Origin of the sequence: Chungangia koreensis, assembly GCF_042651785.1 — a bacterium.
GTDB lineage: Bacteria > Bacillota > Bacilli > Bacillales_A > Planococcaceae > Chungangia > Chungangia koreensis.
Map to the genome: position 1 here is coordinate 139,598 of NZ_JBHSEC010000019.1, position 14,250 is coordinate 153,847.

Here is a 14,250-nt window from a genome sequence, read left to right on the forward strand (position 1 = left end):
GTCATGCCCCTCCTCTCTTCCGCTGTCGGAAGAAAATGAATGCAAAAACCGGTGCGCCAATAAATGCAGTGATGACACCGACAGGTAATTCCGACGGGGAAATGATCGTACGCGCCACTAAATCACAGATGATCAGTAGGGTGGCACCATTCAAGAATGATAAAGGCAATAGGTGTCTGTGATCTGCCCCCCATAACAACCGAGTCATATGCGGAACGACCAGACCGACGAAACCAATTGTCCCCGAGACCGCTACTGCAGCACCGGTAAGCATCGAGCCGCCTGCTAAGATCATCATCTTTCGTTTCTTCACATCTACGCCCAAATGGATTGCCCGTTCTTCTCCGAACATCATGGCGTTCAATTCGCGGCGATTCAGCCAGATCAATAAAGCTCCGATCGCTACAAATGGAACGTCCATGGCGACATAACTCCACCCGCGCATGGACACGCTTCCTAACAACCAGCCGATAATTTGCCGTAGTTCTTCACCTGTTAATGCAATCATAAGTGAGATAATCGAGCCCAAAAAGGAACTGAAAATGATACCGGTTAAGATGATCGTTTCCATTTTCATCGCCCGATCGACCAGTCTCGCAAACCCCACCACAGCAAGCATCGTCACGAATGCACCCATCATGCTCATCACCGGCAATGTATAAAGACCGAGTAATGGTAAGCTTAATCCGAAGAAAATCGTGATGACTGCTCCGACTGACGCACCGGACGATACGCCCAATGTGTACGGGTCGGCCAAAGGATTCTTCAATAATCCTTGGAATGCTGCACCGGCCAAGGCCAATGAAGCCCCGACCAATGCAGCTAAGATCACCCGTGGCATACGGATTTTCCAAAGGATATTCCATGCAGCTTCATCACTTGAGTCCCATAATGTTTGAAACGGAATCGGCACAGAGCCGATGGAAACGCCCAGCCAGACTGCGATCACTAAAAGAATGATCGATATGCCATAAGCGATTCCTATTTTACTCACCGAAAACCTCTGGATAGATTGCCTTCGCAATTGTTTCAAGACCATCAGCTAAACGTGGGCCTTGGCGGTTCGTCAAATCCGCATCGAGATCAGCGATGGCGCCTTCCTTCACAGCTGTCACCGAGTCAAATCCATCACGGTCAGTCACTTCAGTTAGTGGATCCTCCACATATCCGCCGTAAGTTGTTAAAATGACATCCGGATTGCGTTTCACGATTTCTTCAGGATCCACCTTCACCCAACCTTCAAGGTCGGAAATGACGTTTTCAGCATTCATCATTTTCAACATCTCGTCCATGAACGTATCGCCAGCAGGTGAGTAAATTTCCGGACGAGGAGACGTTTCGACTAAGACCGTTTTCGGTTCAACATCCGCTACTTTCGCCTGAATCTCTTCCACTTTCGCTTTCATATCCGAAACGATTTGTTCTGCTTCTGCTGTCTTTCCAGTGAGCCTGCCGATTTGTTCGATGGTCACATACGTCGTTTCAAAATCTACAGCGTTGGAAACGACGAACACTTGAATACCCGCATCACGAATTTGCTGATAACCAGCTTCACCTGTGCTAAGTGCCGATTCATGGGCAAATACGACATCAGGGCTAAGTGAGACGATTTTCTCAACATTGAATTCCATGCCGCCGATTTTTTCTTTTTCAGCCGCTTCAGCTGGATAGTTATCGAAATCTGTTACAGCTTTAACTTCTTCCCCAAGGCCCAACGCGAATAAAATCTCCGTATTGCTTGGCATCATAGAGACGATGGCATCAGGCGCTTCTTCGATCGTAATATCATTGCCGACTGCATCCGTAACCGTTACAGGAAATGCCGCTTCCGCTTCCTTTTCTATTTGTGCCGGACTCTCATCCTTAACAGCCGGCTCAGTAGAATCCTGACCGCATGCTGCAAGCAATAGTACCGCCATTGCAGCAGTCATCCATAATTTCCAAAGTGACTTCATGTTCAATTCCTCCATTTTATGTAAAATAAAAAACCCTCCCGTAGACATACGAGAGGATTGAATGATCTGAATCGGCATAGAGCAAAAATTGCGATCCACACCAATCCTATCCTCGTAGGTTCCGGGTGTATCGTAAAGGCAGGTCTCCTGGCTCGTGGTCGACGCTCGCCGTGCCTTCCCGGTTTCCCAGTGGCATGTTACGGCTTGCTCGCACTTACAGTGGCGGGACCGCGCCGGATTCTAACCGGCTTCCCTTTTAACTCTGTGATTGAAACAGAGCACCTTTACGCGAAAAATATAAAGTTGGTTGACGTGCACCATTTATTATACATGAACCACAAAACTTGTCGACGGAAAATTTCAAACTGTTTTAGAAGAAGGATTACAACTAAGTTATCGAAGTTTCCAACCAATTAAGGAAAGTTTCCAACCAAACCTAAAACTTTCCAACCATTTAGTCGAACTTTCCAACGAAACACAAAAAGATTCCAACCATTCCACTAAACTTTCCAACCAATCAAAATTTCCAACCAAATGTTCAAAGTCTACAACCAAACTCCAAAAGTCTACAACCAAATCCCCTACACAAAAAGGAATCCCCCAGCCGCAATCGCGACCGAGGGATTATTGTAATATATTACATTCTTTCCGGTGCTGACACACCAATTAGCTTAAGTGCGTTCGCAATCGTTGTGCGTGTTGCTGTAATTAGTGCGATCCGAGCTGATGAAAGTGCAGGATTCGCTGCATCCAATACCTTATCAGCATTATAGAAGCTGTGGAATGCTGCTGCCAGTTCTTGGATATAGTTCGCTATCCGATGTGGTGCACGAAGTTTTGCTGCTGTTGCGACTTCTTGTGGGAAGTCACCCAATTTTTTCATGAGTTCCGTTTCTTTCTCCGATTTCAACAGGCTAAGATCGGCATTGTCGCCAGTTTGGCCCAATTCCACTGCTTGACGGAGGATGGAACTGATTCGCGCATGTGCGTATTGGGAGTAGTAAACCGGGTTTTCATTGGACTGGGAAACCGCCAAGTCGAGGTCGAAGTCCATATGTGTATCTCCGGAACGCATCGCGAAGAAATAGCGGACTGCATCGAGTCCCACTTCTTCTACAAGCTCGCGAAGAGTGACCGCTTTACCGGTACGCTTACTCATTTTCATCTTTTCGCCGTCTTTGTAGAGCTGAACCATTTGGATGACACTCACTTCAAGCGTGTCTCCGTCATAGCCAAGCGCCTGGATTGCCGCCTTCATACGCGGGATGTAGCCGTGGTGATCTGCGCCCCAAATGTTGATGAGTTTGTCGAAGCCGCGCTGTAGTTTATCTTCATGGTAAGCAATGTCCGGCGTTAAATATGTGTAAGAACCGTCATTTTTAATTAAGACACGGTCTTTATCATCACCAAAAGTCGTTGAACGGAACCAAGTCGCACCGTCTTCTTCATATACGTGACCATTGTCGCGGAGTTTTTGAAGCGCCACGTCAATTTTGCCGTTCGTGTAAAGGGAGGTTTCGGAATACCAATTGTCAAACGCAACACGGAAGTCTGCCAAATCCTTCTTCAATTTATCGAGTTCTACATTCAAGCCGTAATTGCGGAAGTAATTGAAGCGTTCCTCGTCCGAAAACTTTACATAGGTGTCGCCGAATTCTTCGGCAAGTTGCTTCCCGATTTCGATGATATCTTGTCCGTGGTAGCCATCCTCCGGCATTTCCTTTTCCATGCCCAATGCTTGGAAGTAGCGAGCTTCTACGGATTTAGCCAAATTATTGATTTGATTGCCGGCATCGTTAATATAGTATTCGCGTTGAACATTATACCCTGCAAAATCCAATACATTACAGAGAGAATCCCCTACTGATGCACCCCGCGCATGGCCTAAGTGAAGGTCGCCTGTCGGATTTGCGGAAACGAACTCCACTTGGATTTTTTCCATTCCGCCAGAAGTAGATCGTCCGTAGTTTTCACCTTGGTCCAAAACTGCTTTTACCACATCCGCTAAGTAATCTGTGTTTAGCGTAATGTTAATAAAACCTGGACCTGCAATATCGACTGTTTCAATCGCTGTATTTGTTTTGTCTAAGTTGGCGACGATTGCTTCAGCAATGGCACGCGGTGGCTTTTTAGCAATTTTCGTCAATTGCATCGCTAAGTTGGTAGCATAGTCACCGTTTTCCTTGTTTTTCGGAGTTTCAAGCAAGATGTCGATTTGCTGATCCTCGGAAATTAGAGCGCCTTTTACTGCTGCACTATGTAATGCTTGTTTGATCCCTGCTTGCACTTTCTCTACTGCGTTCATGAGGTTCCCTCCGTATATGTAAATTCCAATTTATAGTCTCCGACATGATTACTACCGGACTTCAAGGCGTATTCAATCGTAAATCTTCCATCACGATGGTCAATCGAAAGGGTCGTTGTCGTGACGAGCATCGTCCCGAACTCGCCTTCGAAACTTCCGTTTTGTTCGCTGGCCATTGAAAATGGCAGCCTCATCGTAAGCCCGCCGCTCCTCAAGATGAGTGCTTCCGTTTCACCAAACTTGACGGTCGTTTTAATGTTTCCGGTGACATGTTCCTGAATTTCTTCGTATGTTAGATACGTCTTCCCTGCTTTTTCGACTTGTCTACCTTCCGCCCACAGTTCAAACGTTTCCGTTTCCTGGTCCGGGTGCCGGATGGTCGTGACGAGTTTGATTTTCACTAATTTTTCTACCGTTTGTGGCAATATCCTGACTCCCTATCTTTCATAATTCTTTTATTATAGACCATTTTCTCCTGTAAGGCACGGCCAAGCAGGTCGTGAAATGAAAAGAGGAATTCCGGTATGGAATCCCCCTTCACTCATCTTATTTTACCCATCCAAGAATCATTTCACGGATCAGCTTGCTGGCAGTGTTTGCGGTTTGTTCAGAGTGGTCATAAATTGGTGCAACTTCAACCAAATCGAACCCGACAACATTGACATCAGATCCAGCGATTGCATGGATGGAAGCCAACAATTCACGTGACGTGATTCCGCCTGCATCTACAGTTCCTGTCCCTGGTGCATGAGCAGGGTCAAGAACGTCGATGTCAATCGTGACGTATACCGGACGGCCTGCCAATGAAGGAAGTATCTCTTTCAAAGGCTCCAATACTTCAAACTTTGAAATATGCATGCCGTTTTCTTTTGCCCATTCGAACTCTTCCTTCATTCCGGAACGGATACCAAAGGAATATACATTGGTTGGTCCGATATGCTCGGCGATTTTACGGATCGGCGTCGAGTGCGAAAGCGGTTCACCTTCGTAATCGACCCGAAGATCCGTATGCGCATCGAAATGGATAATCGCCAAGTCAGAATATTTCTTCGCCACAGCACGCATGACCGGCCAAGAAACTAAATGTTCTCCGCCCATGCCTGCCGGAATCTTATCATCCGCCAGTACTTTCTCAACAAACTCTTCAATTGTGTCCAAGCTCTTTTGCGGATTACCGAATGGCAGCGGGATATCGCCTGCGTCAAAATACTTGACCTCATCCAGTTCACGATCTAAATATGGGCTGTATTCCTCAAGTCCGATCGACACCTCACGGATACGTGCGGGGCCGAAACGGGAACCTGGACGATAGCTGACCGTCCAGTCCATCGGCATGCCATATAGCACGACTTGTGCATCTTCATATGTCGGATGGCTTTTAATGAATACGTTGCCGGAGTATGCTTCTTCAAATCTCATGTTTTATTCCCCCGCCAAATCTTTCACGAATTTCGGAAGAACGAATGCCGCTTTGTGAAGCTCTTTCGTATAGTACTTCGTCTCAATTTCATGGAAACGGTCTTCTGCCACTTCAAGAGGATCATACTTCTTCGATCCTAAAGTGAAGCACCAAAGTCCACTCGGATAAGTCGGGATGTTCGCCGTATACATGCGAGTAACCGGGAAAATATCCTTAACATCTTTGATCACTTGACGGATCAAATCCGCTTTAAACCAAGGGTTGTCTGACTGAGCAACAAAAATACCTTCTTCCTTCAAGGCCTTTGAAATTCCTGCATAGAACCCTTTCGTAAAGAGGTTTACAGCCGGACCAACTGGTTCCGTGGAGTCGACCATGATCACGTCATATGCATTCTCAGATTCCGCGATATGCATGAATCCGTCACCGACAATCACTTCTACACGAGGATTGTCCAATTCCCCTGCAATTTCAGGCAAGAATTTCTTCGAGTACTCGATTACTTTCCCATCAATATCAACAAGCGTCGCCTTTTTGACGGAAGGGTGCTTCATCACTTCACGGATGACTCCTCCGTCACCTCCACCTACGACAAGTACATTTTCAGGGTTCGGGTGTGTGAATAAAGGAATGTGCGCCACCATTTCATGGTAGACGAATTCATCCCTCTGTGAAGTCATGACCATACCGTCCAAGAACAGCATATTCCCCCACTCAGCAGTTTCCGCCATCTCGAGATATTGGAATTCTGTCTGTTCTGTATGCAAAGTACGGTTCACCTTCATCGTAATCCCGAAATTCTCGGTCTGCTTTTCCGTATACCAAAGTCCAGCCATTTTTATATTCCTCCTTACAATCATTTTTCTACTCTTAGTGTTGCCGCATTCTGTCGAAAAACAAATACAGAAAAAGTATAGAGGTTTTGCCGGAAAGTGCAACTATTTTTTCATCACTTTTCCGTTTAGATTATGGACCCAGCTCGCATACTGTTAGCAAATGAGAAACGGAGCGTTGCTGTATGCAAAGAATGACGTATCAGAAAAAGAGAAAACGGCGAAATCGTTGGCGTAAAATTGCGCTGATCAGCTTATCGGTTTTGACCGCTGCTGTGACAGCTTTTATATCATTACGATTATACGCACAAATTACCGGGGCCCCTTCCCTTAGCGTGCCGAAAGCGACCATCTTCCTTGACCGTAATGGCAACGAGATCGGTGACCGCTTCGCAGCCGAACGTCGATATTGGGTCTCTTTAGATGAGATTTCCCCATTTTTAGTAGATGCAATCATTGCGGTGGAAGATAAAGATTTTTATGAGCATCACGGGTTTGATTACTCACGGATCGCCTCTGCCTTACTGAAAGACATTAAAGCGTTCCGTAAGGTTGAGGGCGCGAGCACAATCAGCCAACAGTATGCCCGTAATCTATACCTTTCCTTAGATAAGACATGGACCAGAAAAGTGAATGAGGCACTCATTGCGTACCGGATGGAAGTTTTCTATGACAAGGATGTCATTTTGGAAGGCTATTTAAATACCGTCTATTTCGGACATGGGATGTACGGAGTTGAAGCGGCAAGCAAGTTTTACTTTGGAAAGCCCGCAAAAGAATTGACGCTGGCCGAGTCAGCCTTACTTGCCGGGATCCCGAAAGGTCCAAGCATTTATTCACCAGTGGAAAGTATGGAGAACGCAACAAATCGTCAACAAGTGATTCTCTCACTGATGGAAACTCAAAATTATATTACATCGGAACAACGCGAGCATGCTAAAGCTGAGCAGATTGTCTTGAAACACGAGGAATGGAGGGATACGAAACTCGTAGCACCTTATTTCTTGGATGAAGTCTGGAAGGAAGCGGAAAAAATTTTGACAGATAAAGGTCGTCTCCTCTCAGAAGGAGGCTGGACGATCCAGACGACCTTGAATGTACATCATCAGCAAGTCGCTGAAGAATCCATTCAAAAATGGATGCCAAATAATGATTTGCAAGTAGGATTCGTTGCGATGGAACCGGATACGGGCTATGTAACGGCCATGGTCGGCGGACGTGAATATACAGCAAGTCCGTTTAATCGGGCGACTCAAGCAAAACGGCAGAGCGGATCCGCTATGAAACCGATTCTGTATGCTGCTGCAATCGAAGAGGGCTTCTCGCCATTGACTTATCTTCGTAGTGAGGAAACCGTCTTCACGTATGATGGCGGCCGTGCGACTTACGAACCGAGTAACGTGAACGGAAAGTTTGCACATCGACCTATTTCGCTGGCTCAGGCTCTCGCCATTTCCGATAACATTTATGCGGTGAAAACATTAGAAGAGATCGGGTATGAGCCTTTCCGTAATGTGACGAAACGATTTGGCGTCGATGCAAAGATTTTAGATACACCTGCGATGGCACTCGGTACATCCGAAGTAACATTGGAGGATATGACAAACGCCTATAACATCATTGCTGCACGCGGTGAAAAAACGGAACCCGTGATGATTTTGTCAATCAAAGACGAGGACGGCCGGGATGTCTATGTACGAAAAGAAGGAAAACGGAAACGTGCCCTGTTAGAGGAAGATGCGTTTATCCTCACACATCTTATGACCGGCATGTTCGACCCTGTTTTTAACGACTACACTCCAGCAACCGGATTATCCATGCGAGCAAAACAAACTCGTCCATATGCCGCGAAGTCAGGAACCACATTATCTGATCAGTATTTAATCGGTTTTTCACCGTCTTTAACCGCAGGTATTTGGACAGGCTATGACGTCGGAAAACAACTTACGGAAGCGAGCGACAAACAGGCGACGAAACAAATTTGGATCGAATTCATGGAAAAAGCATTAAGCGGCCAGCCCGCAGAACCATTCCTGCCGCCAAAAGGCGTGACCGGTGTAATCGTTGACGTGGAAACAGGAGGTATTGCCGTTTCCGCTTGTGAAAAGAAGCGTCTGATCTATGTAAAGGATAAAGATATCCCGGATAAACTTTGTACCGATCCCGCACTTCGGGCTGAACGGTCAAGCGGCGAAAAAGACGAAGGTTTCCAACTATTCCCATTCTCGTTTTTTGATTGAAATAAAGAAAGGCGGAGTTCCTCTGAATGAAGGGGAATCCGCTTTTTTTGTGATTATTACCGATTGTTGTGGTTTTATTATCGATTTTCTTTATTTTATTACCGATTATGGCTGGTTTATTACCGATTATTGAAAATGTATGAGATCTGGTTTTAAAAACCTGCTTGAGCATCGACAATTTACTTTACTACCGATTGTTAGACGTTTACTACCGATTATGAGTCAATTACTACCGATAATCACTCGCTTACTACCGATTATGCTTCGTTTACTACCGATTCCAATAAAAACGTTGGTCACCTCTGAAATCTTTGTTCATAAATCCGCCTCGTTAATATACCTATATAACATTTAATCCATAAACAAAAGGCCGCCACTAACGTGACAGCCTTCTGTTTGTTCTTCCATATGTGGGAATCATGGGGCATTGGGCTTGGGTTTGACGCAATTCCGCATGGCCCCCAACGAAATATGGAAAAACTATGTCCTAGCTCACATTTGTAAGCTAAGATTAGTTTACTGCCTTTCCACGTCACATTCAATAAAACAAATAGTTTTCACAAATTCGCCAAATCTGACTTCAGTTTTTCTTCGCTGTGTTCCCACAATTCCGGATTGAGATTGGAAAGAAAATCGGCTAATACTTTTTTGGATTTATCATCCATTTGTTCTACTATAATTTTTCGCTTCATGGATTTATCCATTTTGTTGACATGATCGGCTAAAATCTTGTAGCCTCTACGCTTTGCTTTGTTGACGACCATTTCACATGCTGTCACACCAGCATAGTATGGACCGTCCTCTTTATAATCAATCGTGACCCATACTAACCAGTAAGGTTTGCGACCTTCACCATCGGAGTCTTCGCGATTAGTCGTGAATTTAACGCCTCTCTCCACTTCACTTCGAGCATGCATCGCACCGATGTCAACAAACGCCCTGCCTTCTTCTATATCAATGAACACAGGCGACACGTTTTCCAGCGACAGGGAACCGATGCCGAATCCTTTGTGGCCGTCCGTCGGATCGTCCTTGATAATGGTAAAGCCTAATTTATCTTTTGGTTTTTGTTCATTTGCCATACGTTGTCCCCTCCATTCTGCTATTATATCCAATATAACCACTTTTGTGAAAAAGGAGGATTTCCTATGCCTTATGTAACAGTTAAAATGCTGGAAGGTCGTACCGAGGAACAAAAACGTGATCTTTGTGAAAAAGTGACGAAAGCCGTTTCTGAAACTACTGGTGCTCCGGAAGAAAATGTCGTCGTTTTTATTGAAGAAATGTCGAAAAATCACTATGCAGTTGCCGGTAAACGTTTCAGCGATCAATAATAGACAATCATGCGAAAGGAGCCGATAATCGGCTCCTTTTTCATCCTTCATAAAAGCACCTCTACCTTCATTAATCTATAAAGTATGGGAAATAGACGATTATTGCGATGACGAAACTTACAGCAGCGTATAGTAGCATGCCTGTCCGGACTGGATCCAGTTTGAAACTGAATGGCAACCGCTCCTCTGCAGTTGAGGCCCATGCCCTTTCGTAAGCATTGTCAATGTTCGTAACTTGGTAGGAATTGTATTTAATCAAATACACTAATCCGAAGAGGGAAATCCCCCCTAATGCACTTATATCAACATATGACCAGCCAAAATAAGTCGAAACGCCAAAGAACACGATCGCTTCAAACACAATAACCCCTAAGCACAATATGACCGATTGCTTTTTCATCCTCTCACCCCAACTTAAATACGCATACTATTCAAAAAAGTTTCAAAAGCAAAAAGAAAAAGCACTACAGAGAGTGCTTTGATCATCATCATGAGGCTACTGTACATGCTTTCAATTGTTCGATGAAGGCAAATGCTTCTTCCATTTCCTCTTCAGTAAAATTCAATTTTCCTTTGACGGCTTTTACTTTTTCGATTCGCTCTGTATTAGGCAAGTGATCGAAATACAGCAAAGTCGAGACCAATTCCAAGAAACGGGCACTTTTTTTGTTCAATAAATCGATGCACTTTGTTAAATGATCATTTTCTTCGCAAAGTGTTTCGATAAACGTCGACCCTTCGTCCGTTGTCCTGTAAGAGTATTGAACGTACGACCCCTTGTCTTCTTTATTTTCATTTAAAAAGCCCATTTCACATAACTCTTCAACACGAAGCGTCAATTCTTCCGAATATGGACCATACATATGTAGTTCGTATTTTTCAAAAAAGGGGAATCTCATTTTCTTAGCGATATAGATCATCTTCTGCAACTTTTTCCGTCCGGTCACTCCATTCGCGATGGAGACGAACTGTACAATTTTAGCGTGTTCCTGCAGCAAGTCGTGTCCCTCCTTTCTTATTCTCCACGAAGGACGGATAAGATTTGTTTTTTCAACGTTTTCTTCTTCCCATCTTCCGTAAGCACATCTTCCGGAAAATAGAGTTTATGATCAGTTCTTCGTTTCCCCGAAATCGCATCGACAACATCAGAGGATCGTGATAGTTCCCGTAAATCATTGTTCGGCATCAAAAGGTGGATCGGCAGTCGTTCCTCTTCTTCACCGGGCCTATAAAAATCGTAAGGCAAATCTGATGAGGAATCGACAACGAGATAGTATTCCGGGTTAATGCCTGCTTTTTTGAAAAGTTGCTCGAGCTCTGACAGTTTACGATACTCTTTCGCAGGGTCAAAGTTAATGTATTGGAATAGCTTCCGATTAACGAAGCGGTCGCAAAGATCGGCTAATATAAAGTCTTCTTCCTTCATCCATTCTTGGAAGTAGGTGAACATGATGCTCTCGTCCAATGCAATGTAGTCCTCAAGCGTCTCTTCATGACAGAAAAAAGATTTGAAGTGATCGGGTTCACGCTTAAACTGATAGCCTGTCCCATTCAACTCTTTTGCACGCTGTAGAATTTTGGTCAGGATCACTTCTGCACTTCGCGATACTGGGTGGAAATACACTTGCCAATACATTTGATAACGGCTCATGATGTAATCTTCAACTGCGTGCATCCCGCTATATTTGAAGACGACCTGATCTTCCCTCGGCCGCATGACGCGCAATATACGTTCCATGTCAAAATGTCCGTAGCTCACACCTGTGAAATATGCATCGCGTTGAAGATAATCCATTCTGTCAGCATCGATCTGACTGGAAATAAGGCTAACGACGAGTTTGTCAGGATAGGTCTTTGCAATGACATCCGCTACTTTTTGTGGGAAGTCCTCCCCTGCTTTACGTAAAACGGCATTCACTTCCGTCTCACCAGTCAGGATTGCTTGCGTGAACTGCTCATGGTCCGTTCCAAACACCTTTTCAAATGCATGACTAAATGGACCGTGTCCCAAATCATGTAGTAGTGCAGCACATAAGACTACAATTCGTTCACTTTCATCCCATTCCGGACGGCCTTTAAAAGTATCATCAATGATTCGCCGGACGATTTCGTAGACACCTAAGGAGTGGTTGAATCGGCTATGCTCCGCCCCGTGGAATACAAGATACGTCGTACCCAGCTGTTTAATCCGGCGCAGGCGCTGAAATTCTTTTGTCCCGATCAGATCCCAAATGATTTGATCACGGATATGTATGTAACGGTGGACCGGATCTTTGAACACTTTCTCTTCTGCCAATTTCCGGCTGGCATAACTCATTCAACACACCTGCTTCCTTGACACATCATATACCCAATTATAGTAGAATCAGTCTTCAAATAAAAGATGCTCGCAAACTGTTCCTTAATTTGAAATGTTGTTTTCAAAAAAATGGGTTACGTGATTAATTGAATGAATAAAAGTCAGAGTTTCCGCCCAAACTTGGGGATGTACACATAAAACTATTAACATGGCAGGAGGCTCTATCATGGTGAAAGTCCGGCAGGATGCATGGTTAGAAGAAAACGATGAATTATTAGCAGAAACGGTGCTCCGGCACGTTCGAGAGGGCAGTACACAATTGAATGCGTTTGAGGAGGCCGGGGATGCGCTGAACCGGACAGCAGCGGCTTGCGGTTTCCGATGGAATGCAGTCGTACGACGCGAATATGAAAAAGAGTTGTCCGAGGCGAAAAAGGAACGTAAGCGCAATATGCGTTTGCTTGGGAAAGAATACCGCCGTCGCAATCAAGGACTCTATGTTGTTCCAGCTACAGGGGACCATACGGAAAGCCAACCAACGGCGTCCATTCAACTTTCCTCACTATCTCTCGATGTTGTCATTGCATACCTTATGCGATTACAGCATAGTAGTTTAGTCGACTCGGAAGCTGTTAAATGGAGACATATGGCGAATGCTGCTAACGAAAAAGCTTCGAAATTGGAAGCACAGGTTCGTAAACTTGAAGAAGAAAATATCGCAATCCGTGAAGATTACGAAGCATTCGTCCAAATTATGAATCGCGCACGCAGGCTTGTGACTCTTGATGAGGAACAAGAACGAGTGTCCCCAGTTTTCAAAATGGAGAAAAACGGGAATCTTGTTACGAAAGAACCGCCAACAAATTAATAGCTTTACAACCGAATTAAAAGAAATCTGCATATTCTCCTAAGGTAGGAATGAATAGACCTCATCGAAGTTATAATTAAGTTTCGATGAGATTTGCAGATTTCTTTTTTTCTTTATTCGGATAAAAGCTTACGATTCCGTTCGATGAGCCGGTTCAAGTAATAATCATATAGTTTCAATTCTTCTACTGTTAAAGAATTCTTGTTCAATTGACCAAGCGTTGTAAGCATGGCTTCAATCCGCGCTACCGTTTCTCTGACAGTGAGCTCTGCTCCAATCAGTTCACTAAGGGATGCCATCACTTCCGGCTGAATGTCAGGGTAGGAAAACTTCGTTTCAGTCCCCTGTATACCAGCGTTATAGAATTCACGAATCAATTCCGCTCGTTTAGCACCGCTACCTTCTATACATAAATAGATTTGCACGGCGATTCCTGAACGGATCCGGCGTTGAGAGATGCCTGCGAATTTCCTGCCTCCTATACTTAAATCGTATGAACCTGGGCAATATGAGCCGACAATTTCATAGGCTTCGATTTCATTAGCCGCTTCTGGAAACAATCTTTTAATAAAAGCGACCATAATTTCATAGGCGGCGGGAATATCCACTGAGTTCGTTTTTTCCGACAGGACAATTGAAACGTTCAAAACACCGGAATCAAGGACTACTGCCAGTCCTCCCGAATTTCGGACAATCGGTTGATAGCCAGCCTGTTCAATCACCTTAACGGCTTCATCCAGATATGGAAGCCGATGATCCTGTATGCCCAATACAACGGAATGATCATGCACCCATGTTCTAAATATTTCAGAACTTTGGCCACTGCCGACAAGGTGGCAAAGAGTATCGTCCATTGCGAAAGACTCTAAGGGTGAGCGCTCCACCAGACTGACCGACTGGTCGAGGTAGCGCCATTTCGTACGTGACATTAGTTCGAGTTCATGCATAGTTCAATCTCTCCAAACGACTTTTCTTCTGATAGCATACACGAAAAAG

General features: G+C 44.7%; 15 protein-coding genes and 1 riboswitch. Of the genes, 4 read left to right on the forward strand and 11 right to left on the reverse strand.

The window, feature by feature from the left end; genetic code table 11:
• Position 1 precedes the first annotated feature (1 nt).
• The 6 genes from ACFOZY_RS09790 to speE form a co-directional block, all read right to left on the reverse strand.
• On the reverse strand, positions 2-994 hold the full coding sequence (locus ACFOZY_RS09790; protein ID WP_378154845.1) for a FecCD family ABC transporter permease: 993 nt from the start codon (positions 992-994) through the stop codon (positions 2-4).
• The gene (locus tag ACFOZY_RS09795; protein WP_378154847.1) at positions 987-1,955 is read right to left on the reverse strand and encodes an ABC transporter substrate-binding protein; all 969 of its coding nucleotides are present in this window, start codon (positions 1,953-1,955) and stop codon (positions 987-989) included. The genes ACFOZY_RS09790 and ACFOZY_RS09795 overlap by 8 nt, the downstream gene beginning before the upstream one ends.
• Positions 1,956-2,075: 120 nt before the next feature.
• Positions 2,076-2,256: riboswitch (cobalamin riboswitch) on the reverse strand.
• A 336-nt stretch (positions 2,257-2,592) separates the two neighbouring features.
• Positions 2,593-4,260, reverse strand: a complete 1,668-nt coding sequence (argS, locus tag ACFOZY_RS09800; RefSeq protein ID WP_378154849.1) for an arginine--tRNA ligase — start codon at positions 4,258-4,260, stop codon at positions 2,593-2,595.
• A complete protein-coding gene (locus tag ACFOZY_RS09805; protein WP_378154851.1) occupies positions 4,257-4,685 on the reverse strand; it encodes a YwiB family protein in 429 nt (142 codons plus the stop codon). Before ACFOZY_RS09805 ends, argS begins: the two co-directional genes overlap by 4 nt.
• A gap of 121 nt (positions 4,686-4,806) precedes the next feature.
• A complete protein-coding gene (gene speB, locus ACFOZY_RS09810) occupies positions 4,807-5,679 on the reverse strand; it encodes an agmatinase (RefSeq protein ID WP_378154853.1) in 873 nt (290 codons plus the stop codon).
• A gap of 3 nt (positions 5,680-5,682) precedes the next feature.
• Positions 5,683-6,516, reverse strand: a complete 834-nt coding sequence (gene speE, locus ACFOZY_RS09815; protein ID WP_378154855.1) for a spermidine synthase — start codon at positions 6,514-6,516, stop codon at positions 5,683-5,685.
• 191 nt (positions 6,517-6,707) lie between these two features.
• Here speE and ACFOZY_RS09820 point away from each other — a divergent pair, with 191 nt between their 5' ends.
• Positions 6,708-8,753 (forward strand): transglycosylase domain-containing protein, encoded by a 2,046-nt coding sequence (locus ACFOZY_RS09820; protein WP_378154857.1) that lies wholly within the window; start codon positions 6,708-6,710, stop codon positions 8,751-8,753.
• A 139-nt stretch (positions 8,754-8,892) separates the two neighbouring features.
• Positions 8,893-9,108, forward strand: coding sequence for a hypothetical protein (locus ACFOZY_RS09825; RefSeq protein WP_378154859.1), 216 nt, complete (start codon positions 8,893-8,895; stop codon positions 9,106-9,108).
• 202 nt (positions 9,109-9,310) lie between these two features.
• Here the strand turns inward: ACFOZY_RS09825 and ACFOZY_RS09830 are convergent, their stop codons facing one another.
• The gene (locus ACFOZY_RS09830) at positions 9,311-9,835 is read right to left on the reverse strand and encodes a YwhD family protein (RefSeq protein WP_378154861.1); all 525 of its coding nucleotides are present in this window, start codon (positions 9,833-9,835) and stop codon (positions 9,311-9,313) included.
• A 66-nt stretch (positions 9,836-9,901) separates the two neighbouring features.
• On the opposite strand from ACFOZY_RS09830, the gene ACFOZY_RS09835 reads away from it, so the two are divergent.
• A complete protein-coding gene (locus ACFOZY_RS09835) occupies positions 9,902-10,087 on the forward strand; it encodes a 2-hydroxymuconate tautomerase (protein WP_378154863.1) in 186 nt (61 codons plus the stop codon).
• 70 nt (positions 10,088-10,157) lie between these two features.
• Here ACFOZY_RS09835 and ACFOZY_RS09840 read toward each other — a convergent pair whose 3' ends face one another.
• From ACFOZY_RS09840 to ACFOZY_RS09850, 3 genes are all read right to left on the reverse strand, one after another.
• The gene (locus tag ACFOZY_RS09840) at positions 10,158-10,487 is read right to left on the reverse strand and encodes a hypothetical protein (RefSeq protein ID WP_378154865.1); all 330 of its coding nucleotides are present in this window, start codon (positions 10,485-10,487) and stop codon (positions 10,158-10,160) included.
• Positions 10,488-10,575: 88 nt separating this feature from the next.
• Positions 10,576-11,085, reverse strand: a complete 510-nt coding sequence (locus tag ACFOZY_RS09845) for a YwgA family protein (protein WP_378154867.1) — start codon at positions 11,083-11,085, stop codon at positions 10,576-10,578.
• A gap of 17 nt (positions 11,086-11,102) precedes the next feature.
• The gene (locus tag ACFOZY_RS09850) at positions 11,103-12,404 is read right to left on the reverse strand and encodes an HD domain-containing protein (RefSeq protein WP_378154869.1); all 1,302 of its coding nucleotides are present in this window, start codon (positions 12,402-12,404) and stop codon (positions 11,103-11,105) included.
• Between the two features lie 208 nt (positions 12,405-12,612).
• Here ACFOZY_RS09850 and ACFOZY_RS09855 point away from each other — a divergent pair, with 208 nt between their 5' ends.
• Positions 12,613-13,254: an RsfA family transcriptional regulator gene (locus ACFOZY_RS09855; RefSeq protein WP_378154871.1), complete on the forward strand. Its 642-nt coding sequence runs from the start codon at positions 12,613-12,615 to the stop codon at positions 13,252-13,254.
• Between the two features lie 113 nt (positions 13,255-13,367).
• Here the strand turns inward: ACFOZY_RS09855 and lipL are convergent, their stop codons facing one another.
• Complete coding sequence (lipL, locus tag ACFOZY_RS09860) at positions 13,368-14,183, reverse strand: octanoyl-[GcvH]:protein N-octanoyltransferase (RefSeq protein ID WP_378154873.1); 816 nt, start codon at positions 14,181-14,183, stop codon at positions 13,368-13,370.
• Positions 14,184-14,250 lie beyond the last annotated feature (67 nt).

Bases quoted from the DNA above. Each gene is read 5' to 3' on its own strand.
- argS (WP_378154849.1), bottom strand. From the start codon at position 4,260: ATGAACGCAGTAGAGAAAGTGCAAGCAGGGATCAAACAAGCATTACAT.
- lipL (WP_378154873.1), bottom strand. From the start codon at position 14,183: ATGTCACGTACGAAATGGCGCTACCTCGACCAGTCGGTCAGTCTGGTG.
- ACFOZY_RS09825 (WP_378154859.1), top strand. From the start codon at position 8,893: ATGAGATCTGGTTTTAAAAACCTGCTTGAGCATCGACAATTTACTTTA.
- ACFOZY_RS09835 (WP_378154863.1), top strand. From the start codon at position 9,902: ATGCCTTATGTAACAGTTAAAATGCTGGAAGGTCGTACCGAGGAACAA.
- ACFOZY_RS09840 (WP_378154865.1), bottom strand. From the start codon at position 10,487: ATGAAAAAGCAATCGGTCATATTGTGCTTAGGGGTTATTGTGTTTGAA.
- ACFOZY_RS09795 (WP_378154847.1), bottom strand. From the start codon at position 1,955: ATGAAGTCACTTTGGAAATTATGGATGACTGCTGCAATGGCGGTACTA.
- ACFOZY_RS09850 (WP_378154869.1), bottom strand. From the start codon at position 12,404: ATGAGTTATGCCAGCCGGAAATTGGCAGAAGAGAAAGTGTTCAAAGAT.
- ACFOZY_RS09855 (WP_378154871.1), top strand. From the start codon at position 12,613: ATGGTGAAAGTCCGGCAGGATGCATGGTTAGAAGAAAACGATGAATTA.
- ACFOZY_RS09820 (WP_378154857.1), top strand. From the start codon at position 6,708: ATGACGTATCAGAAAAAGAGAAAACGGCGAAATCGTTGGCGTAAAATT.
- ACFOZY_RS09830 (WP_378154861.1), bottom strand. From the start codon at position 9,835: ATGGCAAATGAACAAAAACCAAAAGATAAATTAGGCTTTACCATTATC.
- speE (WP_378154855.1), bottom strand. From the start codon at position 6,516: ATGGCTGGACTTTGGTATACGGAAAAGCAGACCGAGAATTTCGGGATT.
- speB (WP_378154853.1), bottom strand. From the start codon at position 5,679: ATGAGATTTGAAGAAGCATACTCCGGCAACGTATTCATTAAAAGCCAT.